This window comes from Streptomyces sp. NPDC001348, assembly GCF_053597535.1.
This window is the reverse complement of sequence record NZ_JBSFIK010000044.1, coordinates 17,465-33,325: the sequence shown is the minus strand read 5'-3', so window position 1 is coordinate 33,325 and position 15,861 is coordinate 17,465. Positions and strand designations below refer to the sequence as shown.

Annotated in this window: 16 protein-coding genes, 1 pseudogene and 1 riboswitch; of the genes and pseudogenes, 2 read left to right on the top strand and 15 right to left on the bottom strand. The window is 69.4% G+C overall.

The window, feature by feature from the left end; translation table 11 throughout:
• Positions 1 to 122: 122 nt before the first annotated feature.
• Positions 123 to 203, bottom strand: coding sequence for a putative leader peptide (locus ACWC21_RS33740; protein WP_351225063.1), 81 nt, complete (start codon positions 201 to 203; stop codon positions 123 to 125).
• Between the two features lie 138 nt (positions 204 to 341).
• Between ACWC21_RS33740 and ACWC21_RS33735 the strand changes: the two genes are divergently transcribed.
• Both ACWC21_RS33735 and ACWC21_RS33730 read left to right on the top strand, forming a co-directional pair.
• Positions 342 to 1,268 (top strand): LysR family transcriptional regulator, encoded by a 927-nt coding sequence (locus tag ACWC21_RS33735; protein ID WP_450887471.1) that lies wholly within the window; start codon positions 342 to 344, stop codon positions 1,266 to 1,268.
• Positions 1,269 to 1,272: 4 nt separating this feature from the next.
• Positions 1,273 to 1,776 carry an AAA family ATPase gene (locus ACWC21_RS33730; RefSeq protein WP_450887469.1) on the top strand — a complete coding sequence of 168 codons (504 nt, stop codon included), beginning with the start codon at positions 1,273 to 1,275 and terminating at the stop codon, positions 1,774 to 1,776.
• Between the two features lie 143 nt (positions 1,777 to 1,919).
• Here ACWC21_RS33730 and ACWC21_RS33725 read toward each other — a convergent pair whose 3' ends face one another.
• The 14 genes and pseudogenes from ACWC21_RS33725 to ACWC21_RS33660 all read right to left on the bottom strand — a co-directional run bounded on the left by ACWC21_RS33725 (position 1,920) and on the right by ACWC21_RS33660 (position 15,612).
• On the bottom strand, positions 1,920 to 3,068 hold the full coding sequence (locus ACWC21_RS33725; protein ID WP_450887467.1) for an LLM class flavin-dependent oxidoreductase: 1,149 nt from the start codon (positions 3,066 to 3,068) through the stop codon (positions 1,920 to 1,922).
• Positions 3,061 to 3,252: pseudogene (locus tag ACWC21_RS33720) on the bottom strand (LLM class flavin-dependent oxidoreductase); the annotation flags it as partial. The gene ACWC21_RS33725 and the pseudogene ACWC21_RS33720, both read right to left, overlap by 8 nt.
• Positions 3,253 to 3,350: 98 nt before the next feature.
• Positions 3,351 to 4,721 carry an NtaA/DmoA family FMN-dependent monooxygenase gene (locus ACWC21_RS33715; protein ID WP_450887465.1) on the bottom strand — a complete coding sequence of 457 codons (1,371 nt, stop codon included), beginning with the start codon at positions 4,719 to 4,721 and terminating at the stop codon, positions 3,351 to 3,353.
• Between the two features lie 21 nt (positions 4,722 to 4,742).
• Positions 4,743 to 5,954 (bottom strand): LLM class flavin-dependent oxidoreductase, encoded by a 1,212-nt coding sequence (locus ACWC21_RS33710; RefSeq protein WP_450887463.1) that lies wholly within the window; start codon positions 5,952 to 5,954, stop codon positions 4,743 to 4,745.
• A 117-nt stretch (positions 5,955 to 6,071) separates the two neighbouring features.
• Positions 6,072 to 6,140, bottom strand: a complete 69-nt coding sequence (locus ACWC21_RS33705) for a putative leader peptide (protein ID WP_450887546.1) — start codon at positions 6,138 to 6,140, stop codon at positions 6,072 to 6,074.
• Positions 6,141 to 6,207: 67 nt separating this feature from the next.
• On the bottom strand, positions 6,208 to 6,933 hold the full coding sequence (locus tag ACWC21_RS33700; RefSeq protein ID WP_450887461.1) for a GNAT family N-acetyltransferase: 726 nt from the start codon (positions 6,931 to 6,933) through the stop codon (positions 6,208 to 6,210).
• 87 nt (positions 6,934 to 7,020) lie between these two features.
• Positions 7,021 to 8,046 carry a transporter substrate-binding domain-containing protein gene (locus ACWC21_RS33695; RefSeq protein ID WP_450887459.1) on the bottom strand — a complete coding sequence of 342 codons (1,026 nt, stop codon included), beginning with the start codon at positions 8,044 to 8,046 and terminating at the stop codon, positions 7,021 to 7,023.
• Between the two features lie 61 nt (positions 8,047 to 8,107).
• Positions 8,108 to 8,905: an amino acid ABC transporter ATP-binding protein gene (locus tag ACWC21_RS33690; protein WP_450887457.1), complete on the bottom strand. Its 798-nt coding sequence runs from the start codon at positions 8,903 to 8,905 to the stop codon at positions 8,108 to 8,110.
• Positions 8,902 to 9,882 carry an amino acid ABC transporter permease gene (locus ACWC21_RS33685; RefSeq protein ID WP_450887455.1) on the bottom strand — a complete coding sequence of 327 codons (981 nt, stop codon included), beginning with the start codon at positions 9,880 to 9,882 and terminating at the stop codon, positions 8,902 to 8,904. The genes ACWC21_RS33690 and ACWC21_RS33685 overlap by 4 nt, the downstream gene beginning before the upstream one ends.
• Positions 9,883 to 10,205: 323 nt before the next feature.
• Positions 10,206 to 10,314: riboswitch (SAM riboswitch) on the bottom strand.
• 355 nt (positions 10,315 to 10,669) lie between these two features.
• Entirely contained in the window at positions 10,670 to 11,995 is a 1,326-nt protein-coding gene (locus ACWC21_RS33680; protein WP_450887453.1) for an LLM class flavin-dependent oxidoreductase, read from the bottom strand.
• Complete coding sequence (locus tag ACWC21_RS33675; RefSeq protein WP_450887451.1) at positions 11,992 to 13,050, bottom strand: aliphatic sulfonate ABC transporter substrate-binding protein; 1,059 nt, start codon at positions 13,048 to 13,050, stop codon at positions 11,992 to 11,994. The genes ACWC21_RS33680 and ACWC21_RS33675 overlap by 4 nt, the downstream gene beginning before the upstream one ends.
• Before the next feature lie 47 nt (positions 13,051 to 13,097).
• On the bottom strand, positions 13,098 to 13,829 hold the full coding sequence (locus ACWC21_RS33670; protein ID WP_450887449.1) for an ABC transporter ATP-binding protein: 732 nt from the start codon (positions 13,827 to 13,829) through the stop codon (positions 13,098 to 13,100).
• A complete protein-coding gene (locus ACWC21_RS33665; RefSeq protein ID WP_450887447.1) occupies positions 13,826 to 14,719 on the bottom strand; it encodes an ABC transporter permease in 894 nt (297 codons plus the stop codon). Before ACWC21_RS33665 ends, ACWC21_RS33670 begins: the two co-directional genes overlap by 4 nt.
• On the bottom strand, positions 14,716 to 15,612 hold the full coding sequence (locus ACWC21_RS33660; RefSeq protein ID WP_450887445.1) for a TauD/TfdA dioxygenase family protein: 897 nt from the start codon (positions 15,610 to 15,612) through the stop codon (positions 14,716 to 14,718). Before ACWC21_RS33660 ends, ACWC21_RS33665 begins: the two co-directional genes overlap by 4 nt.
• Positions 15,613 to 15,861: the final 249 nt, after the last annotated feature.

The window sequence follows — 15,861 nt, the reverse complement described above, 5'->3', positions numbered from 1 at the left end:
AACCAGACACGCTGGAGCGGCGTTTCCGGGAAAGCCGGCGTCACGACGGAAAGAAGCCGGGATCGGAATTCACGGAAGGAAGTCGTGGAGGGAGCGAGTGGGAGGGTTACCCTCGGGTGCGCTCAGACCCGACAGCGACAGAAGGCACTGGAGACACGCGCAAGGTCGACGTGGCGCCGCCGCGTGAGGTCCTGTCGCTTCATGCCACCGATCGAACCAGGAGGAAGTCCGGCCGGTCAAGAATGCCCGGATGAGATTCCACATGGTGAGAGTCGGTATTCACGAGGTTGTGACAGGGATTCCCTTGAACCCGGTCCTCAGGAAGGCGCAGTCTCCTGTTCGTGCGTATCGAACAGCTCGAATACATCGCTGCCGTCACACGGCTCGGTTCGCTGCGGCGGGCCGCCGAGGAGCTGCACCTGTCCCAGCCGGCGCTCAGCGAGACCGTACGCAACCTGGAGCGCGAGCTCGGCGTGGACCTGCTGGAGCGCAAGCGGTCAGGAGCGAAGATCAGTGACGAGGGACGCGAGCTGCTGCCGCACATCATGAGCGTGCTGGACTCGGTCGACCGGCTGCGCGGCGCGGCCGGCGACCAGCACCGCATCAGCCGCATGGTCCGCCTCGGCACGGTGAACACGGCTACCGTGCCGCTGGTCATCCCGACCGTACGCGAGTTCCGGGCCTCGCACCCGGTCACCCAGGTGGAGTTGGTCGGCGCACAGCAGGCCGACATCCACCGCGGGCTGCTGGAGGGCGCCTTCGACCTGGGACTTGTGAACTACCTTCGGGGCGACGACATGCCGCCCGGCTTCGAGACGACGGAGTTGCTCTGCGGCCGGCCGGTGGTGTGCGTGCGTCCGGACAGCCCGCTGGCGGCCCTGGATGCGGTGGACGCGGACAGCCTTCTGGCCGAGCCGCTGGTCGTGATGCGGTCCGGCTATGTGATGCACCGTTTCGTGCACCGGCTGCTCCGCGGCCGGACTCCGTCGTTCTCGTACTCCACCGACGGCGCGGAGATGGGCAAGCTGATGGTGGCCGAGGGGCTCGGGGCCACGGTCCTGCCGGACTTCAGCGTCGTCGGCGACCCGCTGGAGCGACGGGGCGCGATCACTGTGCGGTCGCTCGCGGGGGATGCCACCGACGTACTGCTGGTACTGCAGCGCCGCCATTCCGGCTCCGTTCCGCGGGCGGTCCGCGACCTGCACGAGCTCTTCGTGCGCAACGCGCGGGCGTACGACGTTTCTTCGCGACGGCTGACGGAGGGGTGATCCTGTGCTCATCGTCATGGGCGGCCTGCCCGGCATCGGCAAGACCACGCTCGCCCGTCTCCTGGCGACCCGGATCGATGCGGTCCCTCTGCGGGTCGGCACCATCGAGCGGGCGATCGTCCGTTCCGGCGTGGCCCGGCACCCGGTTGGTTCCGTGGGCTACGCCGTCGGACATGCCGTGGCCGAGGAACATCTGCGGCAAGGGCTGACCGTGATCGCGGAATCGGTCAATCCACTGAGTGTGATGCGTGACGCCTGGCGGCACACGGCCGTCGGGACGGGCGGGCGTGTCGTCGAGGTGGAGGTGGTCTGCCCGGATCCGGCGGAGCACCGGCGCCGCGTGACCTCGCGGTCGGCCGACATGCCAGGTCTGCCATTGCCGGACGGGCAGCAGGTCGTCGACCGGAGGTACGAACCGTGGGACCGCGAGCGCGTCGTCGTCGACACCGCGGGACGGAGCCCGCACCAGTCACTGGCTCTGCTCCTCAGCGGCCTGGCGTCGGCCTGACTGGTACCGGGCGGCTGTGCAAGCGCCCGGCTCGGCCAAATCGTCGCGTACGTCCGCCAAATAAGCCTTCCGCTGTCGGCGCGGTGACAAGGCGGACCGCGCCGAAGCGTCCCGTGCAGCGTTCGGTGGGGTACTCCACCGCATCAGCTCGGCTGGAAGGAGTGACCCCGTCGACGCCATTCCTCCGCGAGCAGTTCGTACGAACGGACCCGGTCCGCGTGGTCGTGGGTGATCGTCGTGATGAGCAGCTCGTCCGCGCCCGTGGCCTCCTGGAGTTGCTCCAACTGGTCGGCCACCCGGCCGGGTGAGCCGACGAACTGGGTGTCGAGGCGGTCCTGGACGAGGGCACGGTCCTCATCGGTCCAGGTATGGGCACGCGCTTCCTCCGGCGTCGGGAACTCGATGGCGCCCTCGGCGGTGCGGATGCTGCGAACCCACAGGCCGTAGCCGGTGGCAAGGTCGCGGGCGGTGGCGTCGTCCTCGGCGACGACGACATCCGCCGAGACGCTGACGTACGGCTTGTCGAGGAACTCGGAAGGCTGGAAGAACGACCGGTAGCCCTCCACCGCCTCCAGGACCGTGGCCGGACTGACGTGGTAGTTCGCCGCGAACCGCAGACCGTTGCCGCCCGCGACAGCGGCGCTCTGACCACCGCTGCTGCCCAGGATCCACAGCTCCAGGTCGGCGCCCTCCCCCGGCACGACGTGCGCCTCGATGCCCTCCGGGGAGCGGTAGGTGCCGGCGAGCAGGGCGAGGATGTCGTCGATCTGCTCGGCGTAGTCCTGTGACTCGGCACCCGGCAGCAGAAGCAGCCTGCGCTGCAGCGCGATGCGGGGTGAACCGAGCAGATGGTCGAAGGAGAAGCGGGGCGGGATCAACAGGCCGTTCGGGGTGTGGCCGTCGACGACAGGGGTCGCCGTCGGCAACGGTGCGGCCGGCTGTCCCGGCGGGCGGCCGCCCGAGCGGCCCAGGCCCAGATCGAAGCGGCCCGGGTGCAGCGCGTCGAGCAGACCGAACTCCTCCACGGTGGACAGTGCCGTGCGGTGCCCGAGCTGCACGGCACCGGAACCGAGCCGGATGGTGGAGGTGGCGGACGCGGTCAGGGCCAGGACGACCGCCGGGGACGTACCTGCCACGCCCGGATTGAGGTGGTGTTCGGCGAACCAGTAGCGGGCATATCCGAAACGCTCGGCCTGCTGTGCGAGGTCGATGGAGTTCCGCAGGGCATCGGCTGCCGTCGAGCCGGAGGGGATCGGGACCAGGTCGAGGACGCCGAGGGCAATGTCAGACATGGACGGACTCCTGGGTGAGCGGTGACGCCGGAAGCACGGGTCCCCATGCGAACGGGGGGTCCGGGATCTCACGGCGCAGCACGGGCGCGATCTTGGACTGGAACAGCTCGAGGGAGGCACGGTGCTGGTGCTCCGTCAGCCCGCCCGCCTCGGCGTGCGGGTGGAGCACGGTGTGCCCGAACGGCGTTGTCGAGTGCTTCGCGCTTAGGCGGTCCTCGGTCGACTTCTGTATCCCGGTGAGCGGATCCGGTCGGTGCACGATCAGAGTGATCGCGAGGAACTTCACGACGCCACCCGGTCGTCGACGAAGTCGGGGTGCTCGAGACCCAGGTGGTCACGGAGGGTCGTGCCCTCGTACTCGGTACGGAAGACGCCCTGCTCCTGCAGGAGCGGGACGACCTTGTCGGCGAATTCGTCGAGACCGGTCGGCGTGATGTGCGGGACGAGGATGAAGCCGTCGCCGGCGTCGGCCTGGACGTAGTCGTTGATGGTCTTGGCGATGGTCTGCGGGGAGCCGACGAAGGTCTGGCGGTTGCCGGTGTTGATGACCAGGTCGCGGATGGACCAGTTGTTCGCGGCGGCGAGTGCGCGCCACTCGCGGGCGGTGGCCAGCGGGTCGCGGTACATCCGGACCTGGGCGCGGCCCTTGGAGATGTGGTTGTCGCTGACGTCCGGGTCTATGTCGGGCAGCGGCCCTTCCGGGTCATAGGCGGACAGGTCCCGGTTCCAGACGAACTCCAGGTGCTTGATGGCGGTGGCCCCGCTGACCTGCCGACGGCGCACCTCACGGGCCAGTTCCTGGGCCTCGGCATCCGTGTCGGCGAGGACGAAGGTGGCGGCGGGCAGGATCAGCAGCTGGTCGTTGCGGCGGCCGTACTTGGCGAGACGCTTCTTGACATCCGTGTAGAACGCCTGGCCGCCCTCCAGGGTGGCGTGCCGGCTGAAGATGGCGTCGGCGGACGAGGCGGCGAACTCGCGGCCCTCCTCGGAGTCACCGGCCTGGAAGATGACGGGACGGCCCTGAGGCGAGCGCGGGACGTCGAACTGGCCATGGATGTCGAAGTGCTGCCCCTGGTGCACGAAGGCGCCGGCCTTCGCGTCGCGCAGGAAGGTGCCGGTGACCCTGTCGGCGAGGATTTCGTCGCCGTGCCAGGAGTCGAAGAGCTCGTTCGCGGTGGCCAGGAACTCCTTGGCGCGGGAGTAGCGATGCTCCTGCGGCAGGAAGCCGCCGCGGCGGAAGTTCTCGCCGGTGAAGGCGTCCCAGGAGGTGACCACGTTCCAGGCGGAGCGGCCGCCGGAGAGGTGGTCGAGGCTGGCGAACTGGCGGGCCACCTCGTAGGGCTCGTTGAAGGTGGAGTTGATGGTGCCGGTCAGGCCGAGGTGGTCGGTGACGGCGGCCAGCGCGGCGAGCACGGTGAAGGTGTCGGGGCGGCCCACGACGTCCAGGTCGTAGATCTGGCCGCCCTGTTCGCGCAACCGCAGGCCCTCGGCGAGGAACAGGAAGTCGAACTTGGCGCGTTCGGCGGCCCGGGCGAAGTGTGCGAAGGAGCTGAACTCGATGTGGCTGCCGGCGGCCGGGTCGCTCCACACGGTGGTGTTGTTGACACCGGGGAAGTGCGCGGCCAGGTGGATCTGCTTCAGCGGCTTGCTCATGACGGGTGCGGTCCTTCCGGCTCAGGCGGTCGCGGCGTAGCGGTTGGCGGGGCGGGTCATGCCGAGCAGGCCGCGGAGGGTGTCGGCCTCGTAGGCGGTGCGGAAGACGCCCCGGCGCTGGAGTTCGGGGACCAGGCCACGGGTGACGGCCGGCAGGTCGTGGCCGGCGACGGCGGGCCGCAGCCGGAAACCGGTCAGACCCTCCGCTGCCAGATCCTGCAGCAGATCGGCCAGTTGGCTGGGCGTACCGGCAAAGATCCGGGCGTCGCTGGTGTACGGCTCCCCCGCGAGGGCGTCGAGGCGCGCGCGCCGGTCCTCCGCAGCGGCCCGGTCATCGTCCAGGAAGACCACCAAGTCACCGAACACATGCAGGAGTTCGCCTGCTCGTCCGGCCGTCTCCTGCTCTGCGCGGATCTCGGCGACGATCGCGCGGGCCTGCTCGGCGTCGTGCGGGGTGACGTAGCCGACGTCGGCCTGACGGGCCACGAGCCGGTAGGGAACGGTCTGGTGGGCGAGGGCGGTGACCAGCGGCTGCCCCTGCGGCGGGCGCGGGGTGATGGACGGACCCTTGACGCTGAAGAACCGCCCTTCGAAGTCGATGTAGTGCAGCTTGTCCCGGTCGACGAAGCGGCCGGTGGCCACGTCCCGGATCTCGGCGTCGTCCTCCCAGCTGTCCCACAGCCGCCGCACGACCTCGACGTGGTCGGCGGCCTCGTCGAACAGATCGGTGAGGCGCTCCTGCCCGGCCGGCGTCCGCAACTCCTCCAGGCTGATCGGCGGGAAGGTGCGGCGGCCGAAGTGGTCGGCCTCGTGCGGGCGGGCGCTGATCTGCACGCGCAGGCCGGCCCGGCCGGTGCTGACGTAGTCGAGGGTGGCGATGGCCTTGGAGATGTGGAAGGGCTCCGTGTGCGTGGCGACCACCGTCGGCACCAGGCCGATGTGCCGGGTGAGCGGCGCGATGCGGGACGCGATCAGTACGGCGTCGAGGCGGCCGCGGACCTGGTCGGTGCGGCCGTCCAGGACGCCGTAGTGCGAGGACTGCAGGCCGAGCCCGTCCTCGAAGGTGACGAAGTCGAGCAGGCCGCGCTCGGCCTCGGCGACCAGATCGGTCCAGTAACCGGCCGTGAACAGGTCCCGGGGGCGGGCCGCTTGCTCCCGCCAGGAGGCAGGGTGCCAGCCGGTACCGTCGAGTGCCACGGCAAGGTGCAGGTGGGAAGCGGGTTTTGAGGACACGAGGGTGCCTTCCTGGAGGTCCGTACTGGAGCGCCGGCCCGCAGAGTGGGGCGCACGGCGGTGGGCGACCGCAGGGAGATGGAGATGGTGTCCCCCCGGCCAAAGGCTGGCGGAGGCTCAGGAACAACAACAGAGGGCGCCGGCCACGCGCTGGAGATCGATGTGGGGCCGGCTGTGGAGGCGCACCGCACGCAGGACACGTGTCACGCGGCCCACCTCCAAGTCATCGCCTTCGGCAAGGACAACGGCACGGCTATGCCGTTTCTTCCAGGACGGCGACCCCAGTCGGCCGTACGAGTGAGAAGACCGTACGACTGCGCAGGGTGAAGCCGATCGACTCGTACAGCCGGATCGCGTTCGCGTTGTCGGCCCTGGCGTGCAGGAAGGGCCGCTCGCCGCGCTCCTTGATGCCGGCCGCGACGGCACGGACCAGGCGGGTGGCCAGCCCCCGGCCGCGATACGCCGGGTCGGTGCACACGGCGCTGATCTCGGTCCAGCCGGGTGGGTGGAGGCGTTCACCGGCCAGGGCGATCAGGCGGCCCCGGTGGCGGATGCCCAGGTAGGTGCCCATCTCGACGGTGCGGGGCAGATAGGGGCCGGGTTCGGTGCGGGCGACCAGGTCGAGGATCTCGGGCACGTCGACGGGGCCGAGCCTTACGGCCTCGGGGTCGGGCTCCGCGCGCAGGCCGGTGTCCACGAGCTGGACGCCGAGTCCCGTGCCGACGACCTCCCAGCCTTCCGGTGCCTCGGTGACGCCCCGCACCGACGCGGTCCCGCCGGGGCCGACGAGCGCGGCGAGGTCCACCCAGGCGCGCGGGTCGTCCTCGTCGGAGACGGCGTGGAAGGGGGCCACGTCCTGGTGGTAGCGGGCGGCGTGGCCGATCCGTTCGGCGAAGTGGGCGTGGGGGCCGGTGAGAGCGGCCCAGGCGGGGTTGTCCAGGATGTGCGAGGAGCTTGCGTCGATGGTGGTGACGGACATGGTGTGGCGGTCTCCGGGGTGCGGCTCGGGGTGTCCGGCGTGCCGGGGACTCCACCGCGGGGCGGCGGAGTCCCCGGCACCTGGTGGTCAGGAGTTGTCGAGCGCCAGGCCGGGCGGATTGACCTCGGACTTGGCGACGGCCTCGTTGGAGAGGTTGTACGCCTTGAGCCACTCGGCGTACTGACCGTGCTTGATCAGGTAGTTGACGGCGTCGGCGAGCGGCTTGGCCAGGCCGCTGTCCTTCTTCGCGGTGGCCGCGATAAGGCCCTGCAGACTCGCGCCGGCACCTGAGTAAGTACCCGCCGTACGCGTGGCGTTGGGCGTGTTGGCCACCTGGCGGTTGTGGTAGGCGAAACCGGGGTTGGGACCGAACGAGGCGTCGACCTTGCCGCTGTTCAGGGCCAGGTAGGTGCTGGTGCTGTCCTGGAAGTACTTGACGGTGAGTTTCTTGCCCTCCTTGGCCAGCTTGTCCTTCCACTCCAGGAGGATTTTCTCCTGGTTGGTTCCGGAGCCGACGGCGATCGTCTTGCCGGCGAGGTTCTCGTAGTCGCCGTCGAAGTTCCAGGTGCTCTTCTTCGGCACGATGAAGGCGAGGTTGTCCTGACGGTAGGAGGCGAACTCGTACTTCTTCTTGCGCTCCTCGGTGTCGGTGACGTTGGAGAAGGCCACGTCGACCTTGCCGCTGTCGATGCCGACGAAGAGGTTCTCCCAGGTGGAGTTCTTGACCTCGGCCTTGAGCCCGAACACCGCGGCGACCAGGCGGCCGAGGTCGGGCTCGGAGCCGGTGAGGGTCTTCTGGTCGTTGCCGACGTACGCCAGCGGCGGGAACCCGGCGGGCAGGGCACCGATGCCGATCTCCAGCTTGCCGCCCCTCCTGACGGCGGCGGGCAGTTCGGCGCTGATCGCCTTGACCTCGGAGACCTTGATGGTGGTTTGTTGGGCGGCGCCGTTGGCGACCCGTCCGATGACTACCTCGCCGGCCTTGGCGGCGTCGGTGGAGGTGGCCGCGTCGCTGTTGCCACCGCAGGCGGCGAGCCCGGTGACCAGGGAGGCGACGACGGTCGCCGCGGCAATGCCGCGTATCAGGCTGCGTCGGGAGAAGTGGGCAGACATGGCCGTTCCTTGTCGCTGAAGTCGATGAGGGTGGTGCAGGGGGCGTCTGGTATGCCGGCGGTCAGAGGACCTTGCTGAGGAAGTCCCTGGTCCGCTCGTGCTGGGGGTTGTCGAGGATCTCGGAGGGCGGTCCCTGCTCGACGATCTTGCCGCCGTCGATGAAGACGACCCTGTCGGCGATCTCGCGGGCGAAGCCGATCTCGTGGGTGACGATGACGAGGGTGGTGCCGCTGGCCGCCAGGTCCTTGATGACGGCGAGGACTTCACCCACCAGTTCGGGGTCGAGGGCGGAGGTGGGCTCGTCGAAGAGGACGACGCCGGGGCGCAGGGCGAGGGCGCGGGCGATGGCGACGCGCTGCTGCTGGCCGCCGGAGAGCTGGCGGGGATAGGCGCCGGTCTTGTCGGCGAGGCCGACGCGGCCGAGGAGTTCACGGGCGAGTTCCTGTGCCTCGGGCTTGCCGAGTCTGCCGGTGGCGACGGGAGCCGCGGCCACGTTGTCCAGCACGGTCAGGTGCGGGAAGAGGTTGAAGTTCTGGAAGACGAACCCGATCCGGCCGCGCTGGGTCAGGATGGCCCGCTCGCTCAGCTCCTTCAGCCGGTCGCCCTGCCGCTTCACGCCGATCAGTTCGCCGTTGATGCTGACGTAACCGATCTCCGGCTTCTCCAGGTGATTGATGATCCGCAGCAGGGTCGACTTGCCGGAGCCGGAGGGGCCGAGGATGACGGTGACCTCGCCGGGGCGGACGGTCAGGTCGACGCCGTCCAGCACCCGGTGGGTGCCGTACCACTTGTGCACGTCGTGGACCTCGACGGTGGCGGCCTCGACGTCCGCCAGTGCTTCGAGCGTCTCGGCGGTCATACGGCGGCCTCCCGGCGGCTACGGGCCCTCAGGTCGGAAAGTCCGGTGCGGAGCTTCTGCAACGGTGTCGGCGGCAGGCTGCGGGTGGCACCGCGGGCGTAGTGCCGCTCGATGTAGAACTGGATGACGGACACGACGCTGGTCAGGATCAGGTACCAGACGGTGACGACCAGCAGCAGCGGCACGATGTCGCCGGGGTAGGTGGAGCCCATGGTCTGCGCGGAGCCGAACAGGTCGAGCAGGGAGACGTAGAAGACCAGCGAGGTCCCCTTGATCAGACCGATGAGCTGGTTGACGTAGTTCGGGATGATCGAGCGGAGCGCCTGCGGGAAGACGATCCTGCGGAACTGGTACCCCTTGGGCAGACCGAGCGCCGCGGCCGCCTCGTGCTGGCCCTGGTCGACGGAGAGGATGCCGCCGCGGACCACCTCGGCCGCGTAGGCAGCCTCGTTGAGGCTGAGGCCGACGACCGCGACGACCATGTCGGTGGCGAGTCTCGACTCGTCGAAGGAGAAGAAGGCCGGGCCGAAGGGGATGCCGACGCTCAACGTCTTGTACAGGGCGCTGAAGTTGTACAGGAAGATCAGTACCACGATGAGCGGGATGGAGCGCAGCGCCCAGACGTAGGTCCAGCTGACCGCGCGCAGCACCGGGCTCTTCGAGAGCCGGCCCAGTGCCAGTACGATGCCTCCGGCAAGCCCCAGCACCGCGCTGTAAGCGGTGACTTGAAGGGTGATCAGCAGGCCGTCGAGGATGGCGGGGCGCAGGAACCAGTAGCTCCAGCGGCCCCACTGGTAGAAGGGGTTGGTGACCAGCCCGTGTACGAACTGGGCGACGAGGACCAGCACGACCGCGGTGACGATCCAGCGGCCTGGCCGCCGCAGCGGAAGAACTCGCTGGGGGGTGAGGGGCTTTGCCGGTACGTCGGTGGTCGGCGCATCGGCGAGGGTGACGGTGGCACCAGGGGGTTCACTCATGGTGGGCTCCGGCTGGGTGGGAGCACCCCGGAGGCACGGCGGCATGGGGGGACGCACACGACGGCGAGGTTCCGGGGGCGGGGAGGGCAACGGCACACCGCGGGCGCGGTGTTCGTCAGGATGTGCGGGGGCTGCGGGGAGGTGTCAGCCCCGACAGCGGGCGCGGCCCGGTGCGGTACACAGTGCGCTGTTCACGCGGAGCAGATCGACGGCACGGTCGGCGACGAGCAGGTTCGCGTACGACGGTACGCAGCCGCGGGAGCGGCGTGCGGCCGTCCTCGGAGCTGCGTACATGCGTCACCGTCACTGTTCCGGCCCCAGGGGCCTCGCGCTTACCGAAACTTCATCGGCCGGGTCGTCACCTGGGGCACCCCACCGCGGTGCGAGGGTTGCCGGTCAGCAAGCCAGGGCTTGTCGCTGACGCTCATGACCTTTCTGTGCGGTAGTCAAGACAACTTCCCGAACGTGTGTCAACGCCGGTCCAGCAGGTGGAACGGCCGGCGGACGGCGTGGGCCGTCCAGTCCAGGATGCGGATGGCCCTCCGGTGGTCTCCAGGCACTGGCAGCGGGGGGCGCACCGAGCCGATCAGCGTGGTCTTCCCGGCGCCGTTCACCCGAGCAGCCCGAAGAAGGCGCCGTCCGGCATGTCCAGGTCGAGCCCGGCCACCGCGGTGAAGTCGTCTTCGTGGCCTTGCGCAGGCCCTCGACCCGCAACGCAGCCGGACTCCCGCCGCTCCGGGAAGTGGAAGCGGCAGGAGTCGCGAGCGGAACGCCCACGGGAAGCGGTTCAGTCATGGAACTGGTTCACCGGGACCGGCAGTCCGTAGTGCTCGCGCAGGGTCGCGCCCTCGTACTCCTCGCGGAACAGGCCCTTGCCGCGCAGGATCGGCAGAACGTGTTCGGCGAAGGCAGCGAGGCCCGACGGCAGGGCGGGCGCCATGATGTTGAACCCGTCCGCGGCACCGCCCTCGAACCAGGCGATGATGGTGTCCGCGATCTGCTCGGGCGTGCCGACGAACTCGAAGTGCCCTCGCCCGCCACCGAGCCGCGAGATGATCTGGCGAACCGTCAGCTGCTCGCGCATGGCGAGGTCGATGATCAGGTCGGAACGGCTCTGGGAGCCCTCCAGCTTCGGCCTTGAGAGAATGAAGTCCGGCAGGGGCGCGTCGAGTCGGAAGACGGACGGTTCCGTCTCGAACACGGCGGCCAGCTGGCGCAGCCCGTATTCCGGAATCCGCAGCTCGTCGAACTGCCGTGCGAGCGCCCGGGCTTCCGCCTCGGTCGAGCCGATGTACGGGACGATGCCCGGCAGGACGATGACGCCGTCCGGGTCACGCCCCGCGGCCCTGGTGCGGGCCTTGATGTCGGCGTAGAAGGCAGCCGCGCGCTCGTACGTCGTGTGCGCGGTGAAGATCGCCTCGGCGTGGTGGGCCGCGAAGTCCTTGCCGTCCTCGGAGGAGCCGGCCTGGACGAGCAGCGGGTGACCCTGCGGTGGACGCTCGACATTGAGCGGGCCGGCCACCTTGAAGTACCTGCCCTGGTGGCCGAGCCGGTGCAGCCGCCCGGGGTCGGCGTAGCGTCCCGTGGCCCTGTCCGCCAGGACGGCCTCGGACTCCCAGCTGTCCCACAGTGCCTTGGCGACCTTCAGGAACTCGTCGGCGCGGGCGTAGCGCTCGGCGTGGCCGGGACGGTCGTCGAGGCCGAAGTTGGCCGCCTCGTCCGCGCCCGCCGAGGTGACGATGTTCCAGCCTGCGCGGCCGCCGCTGACATGGTCGACGGACGCGAGCCGACGGGCGAGGTTGTACGGCTCGTTGTACGTCGAGGACACGGTCGCGATGAGGCCGATTCTGCTGGTCGCCTGGGACAGCGCGGTCAGCAGGGTCAGCGGTTCGAGCTGGCCCGGCGGCCGGAACTCACCGGTGCCGATGAGGGCCGGGCCGTCCGCCAGGAACAGCGAGTCGAACTTGGCGCTCTCGGCCAGCCGCGCCAGTTCGATCCAGTGCCGCAGGTCGAAGTCCGCCCGGGGATTGCTGTGCGGGAGCCGCCACGCCGCCTCGTGGTGGCCCGCTTCCATGAGGAAGGCGTTGAGGTGGAGTTGCCGTCTCTCGCTCATGAGGTGACCTTCAGCTTGGAGCTGTCGTAGCCGGCCGGGAGGAGGTTGTCGGTGATCGACTTGACGTCGACGGTCTTGGTGATCTGGCCCGCCTCCAGGAAGGCGTCGGCGAGCTTCTGTTCGGCTGCGATGTCCGCGGTCTCCACCGGGGTCACGCGGGTCTCGAAGGCCTTCACGGAGGCCTTGGCGTCGTCCAGCGGGATGCCCTCCTCCTTGGACAGGGCCTCGGCGTACTTGTCCTCGTGCTTGATCGCCCAGGCGAACTCGCCGGCCAGGCGCTTCAGGACGTCCGTGAGCGCCGCCCGCTTCGTCTTGTCATTGAGCGACTTCTCACTGGCGACGTAGTAACTGCTCGTCTGGTCGATCGGCGGCAGCCCCTTGGCCAGGATCCGTGCGCCGTTCTTGACCGCGATCGCGGACTGGGGATTCCAGATCGACCAGGCGTCCACCTTGCCCGTGTTGAAGGCCGTGGCGCCGGCCGCCGGGTCGAGGAAGACCAGCCGCACGTCCTTGGGAGTGAGACCGACGCTCTTGAGCGCGTTGAGCGCCAGGCCGTGGGCCGAACTGCCCTGCGGGACGGCGATCTTCTTGCCCTTGAGGTCCTTGAGCGTCTTCAGCGGCGACCCCTTGGGAACGATGATGTTCTCGTTGGACTGGGTGGGCGTGAGCGAGCGGTTGACCGCGACGACCTTGAAGCCGTACTCCTTCGCGGCACCGGTGATCGGTGGTACGTCGCCGACGCTTCCGAGGTCGATGTCGCCCGAGGCGGCGGCCTGCACGAGCGGCGGGCCGTAGGTGAAGCGGGCGAACTTCACCCTGTAGGACGCGTTGTCGAACACGCCGGTGATCTTCGCCAGCTCCTGGCTGCCGTCACCGCCGTTGTCGCCGATGGTGAAGGTGTACTTGCTCCACTCGGGGTGCTTGGCGTCGCTCGCGTCGGCGGCGTTGCTCAGCGGCGCGGCGGTGTCCGAGGACGACGATCCGCAGGCGACGAGGGTGCTCGCCAGGGCGAGGGAGCCGACGGTTCCGATGAGTCTGCTGGTTCTCTTACGCATGGGATGGTGTGTGCTTCCTGTGCTGGGTGAGGGTGGTTCGAGGGGAGTCAGTGCTGGCCGGCGAGGCCGAGGTCTTCCAGCAGCCGGGCGCGGAGTTCCTCGCGGGCGACGCTCGCTTCGCGGTCCGCGGCGGAGAGGCGCACCTCGTGCGAGGTGCCGATGCGGCCGTTGCTCATGACGACGACGCGGTCCGCCAGGGCGATCGCCTCGTCGACGTCGTGGGTGACAAGCAGCATGGCGGCATGGTGCTTGGTCCGCAGGGCGCGTACGAGGTCGTGCATGCGCAGCCGGGTGATGGCGTCGAGGGCCGCGAACGGCTCGTCGAGCAGCACGAGTTCGGGCTCCGATACCAGTGCCCGCGCGAGCGACACCCGCTGGGCCTCGCCGCCGGAGAGTTCCTTGGGCCATGCCTTCTCACGGCCCGAGAGGCCGACCTCGGCCAGCACGTCGCGGGCCCGCTGTTCCGCGTCGGGCCCGTGCAGGCCGAGCGTGACGTTCCGCAGGACCCGCTGCCACGGCAGCAGCCGGTCGGCCTGGAAGACGATCGCACGCTTCGCCGGGACCTCCACGCGCCCGCCGTCGGGCCGGTCCAGTCCGGCGAGCAGCCGCAGCAGGGTGCTCTTCCCGCAGCCCGAGGGGCCAAGCAGGATCACCAACTCATCGCCGTCGATGGTGAGGTCGAGGTGGTCGAGCACCACCCGGTCACCGAACCGACGGACCACCTGCTCGACGGCGACCCCGGTCTGCCGTCGGGGCTCGGTCGCGACTGCGCTGCTCATGACGCCTCATAACCGGGTCGCCACCGCAGCAGCACCCGCTCGAGAGCCCGGACGAACTGGTCGGCGAGCAGACCGAGGAGCGAGTAGATCACCAGGCCCACGAAGACCTGGTTGGTCTGGAGATAGGTCTGCCCCTGGGTGATGAGGAAGCCGAGTCCCTTGTCGGCGTTGACCGTTTCGGCGGCGACGAGTCCCAGGACGCTGTACGCGAGGGAGAACCGGAGCCCGACAAGGAATCCCGGCAGGGCTCCGGGCACCAGCACGCGCGTCACCAGGCGCCAGGTGCCCGCGCCCGTCGTCCGCGCCATCTCGATCAGCCGCTGGTCGACACCCCGGATCGCGGCGAACAGATTGAGATACATGGGCACGCCGGCTCCGAAGGAAATCAGCAGCACCTTCGTGAGTTCGTCGATGCCGAACCACACGATCATCAAGGGCAGCACCGCGAGGAGCGGGATCGTGTTGAGCACCTGCACCAGGCCGTTGAACAGGTACTCACCGCTGCGCAGCAACCCGCCGAGCACTCCGGTGACGATGCCCACCGTCAGACCGATCGCGAGACCGATGCCGGCTCGCTGCAGCGAGATGGCCAGGTCCGGCCCGAGGACGCCCTGCTGCCACAGATCGGCGGCGGACTTCACGATGGAGGTCGGTGCCGGAGCGTAGGTCTTCGCCAGCACTCCGGCCCGGGCGAGGACCTCCCAGGCGATGAGGATCACGACGGGAGTCGTGTAGATGCCCAGCGGCCAGCGCAGGCGCTCGCGGAGTGTGCTGAACGGCGTTCGGCGGCGGGCGTCGCGTGGCAGGAACACCTCGCGTTCCCGCGCGCCCGTCGTCTCGGCGGCCGGGCTGGTGGTAAGGGCCGGCGCCTTGAGGCTGAGTTCGGTCATGCCGCCACCGCCAGCACGCTGCTGTAGTGGGAGGCGTCGCCGGCGAGTTGCTCGCTGTGGCGTCCGTCGACGCCGACCGGGACGTCTCCGGCGATCGTCACCCGGTTGAGGCGGCGGGGGTGGTCGTCGTAGTTGTCCACCCCGTAGTGCTGGGTGATCCGGTTGTCGAAGATCAGCAGCTGGTTGGGCGACCATGTCCAGCGCAGGATGTTCTCCGGGCGGGTCACGTACGACTGGAAGATGCGCAGCAGATCCGCCGAATCGCTGTTCGACAGGCCGACGATGCGTTTGGCGAACCCGCCGATGAACAGCCCACGTTCCCCCGTCAGCGGATGCAGCCGCACAACTGGGTGCTCGGCCTCGTAGGTCGTCGAGACGAAGACGCGGTCGTACTCCTGCCGCTGCGCCGTCGCGCCCGAGGGGCGGGCGTAGTCGTACTGGTTGGTGTGTACGACGCGCAGCGAGTCCGCGAGGGCGCGCAGTGGTTCGGGCAGGTCGCGGTAGGCCGCGGCGGCGTTCGCGATGAGCGTCTCGCCGCCGTACGGCGTGGTCACGACCGACCGCAGCGTGGTGGCCTGCGGCGGGTTGACCACGAAGGAGACGTCCGTGTGCCACTCGTTGGCCTTGGACGTCTCGCTGTCGACGGCGAGCACGTTCGTCGTACCGTCGGTGGCCGGCACGGTCGGGTGGGCGGTGGTGAGTTCGCCGAACCAGCCGGCCACACGCTCCTGACCGACGTTGTCGAGGTTCACGTCGTCGAACACGATCGCTTTGTGCTCGTTGAGGGCGTCACGGAGCGCCGTGACCGTCAAGGGGTCGGGCGGCGCGGTGAGGTCGACGCCCTCGACGACCGCGCCGATGCGGCCAGTGAGTTTGCGGACGGACGGAGGCATGAGGGGTCCCTCCCGGGCAGACAGGCACGCCAAGGGGTGCTGGAAAACGGGACGTTGGCTAAATGAGCTGGTACTGCGCAGGGCTGATCGACCACACGCGGAACGCTGGGCTGGGCGGACCGGAGAGAAGACATGTGGCCGCAGGACCGCTACAGCCGCGCTCTCGGGGATCGCGTCGGCGTGCGCGAACAGGCTCCCGGCTCACACGTGAAGGAGGGGAGACGGGGAGCCCTCAGGAGGTGGAGACGA

Coding starts and splice junctions, on each gene's coding strand:
- ACWC21_RS33670 (WP_450887449.1), bottom strand. CDS start 13,829: ATGAGCAGCGCAGTCGCGACCGAGCCCCGACGGCAGACCGGGGTCGCC.
- ACWC21_RS33675 (WP_450887451.1), bottom strand. CDS start 13,050: ATGCGTAAGAGAACCAGCAGACTCATCGGAACCGTCGGCTCCCTCGCC.
- ACWC21_RS33665 (WP_450887447.1), bottom strand. CDS start 14,719: ATGACCGAACTCAGCCTCAAGGCGCCGGCCCTTACCACCAGCCCGGCC.
- ACWC21_RS33660 (WP_450887445.1), bottom strand. CDS start 15,612: ATGCCTCCGTCCGTCCGCAAACTCACTGGCCGCATCGGCGCGGTCGTC.
- ACWC21_RS33700 (WP_450887461.1), bottom strand. CDS start 6,933: ATGTCCGTCACCACCATCGACGCAAGCTCCTCGCACATCCTGGACAAC.
- ACWC21_RS33715 (WP_450887465.1), bottom strand. CDS start 4,721: ATGAGCAAGCCGCTGAAGCAGATCCACCTGGCCGCGCACTTCCCCGGT.
- ACWC21_RS33740 (WP_351225063.1), bottom strand. CDS start 203: ATGAAGCGACAGGACCTCACGCGGCGGCGCCACGTCGACCTTGCGCGT.
- ACWC21_RS33680 (WP_450887453.1), bottom strand. CDS start 11,995: ATGAGCGAGAGACGGCAACTCCACCTCAACGCCTTCCTCATGGAAGCG.
- ACWC21_RS33690 (WP_450887457.1), bottom strand. CDS start 8,905: ATGACCGCCGAGACGCTCGAAGCACTGGCGGACGTCGAGGCCGCCACC.
- ACWC21_RS33725 (WP_450887467.1), bottom strand. CDS start 3,068: ATGTCTGACATTGCCCTCGGCGTCCTCGACCTGGTCCCGATCCCCTCC.
- ACWC21_RS33685 (WP_450887455.1), bottom strand. CDS start 9,882: ATGAGTGAACCCCCTGGTGCCACCGTCACCCTCGCCGATGCGCCGACC.
- ACWC21_RS33695 (WP_450887459.1), bottom strand. CDS start 8,046: ATGTCTGCCCACTTCTCCCGACGCAGCCTGATACGCGGCATTGCCGCG.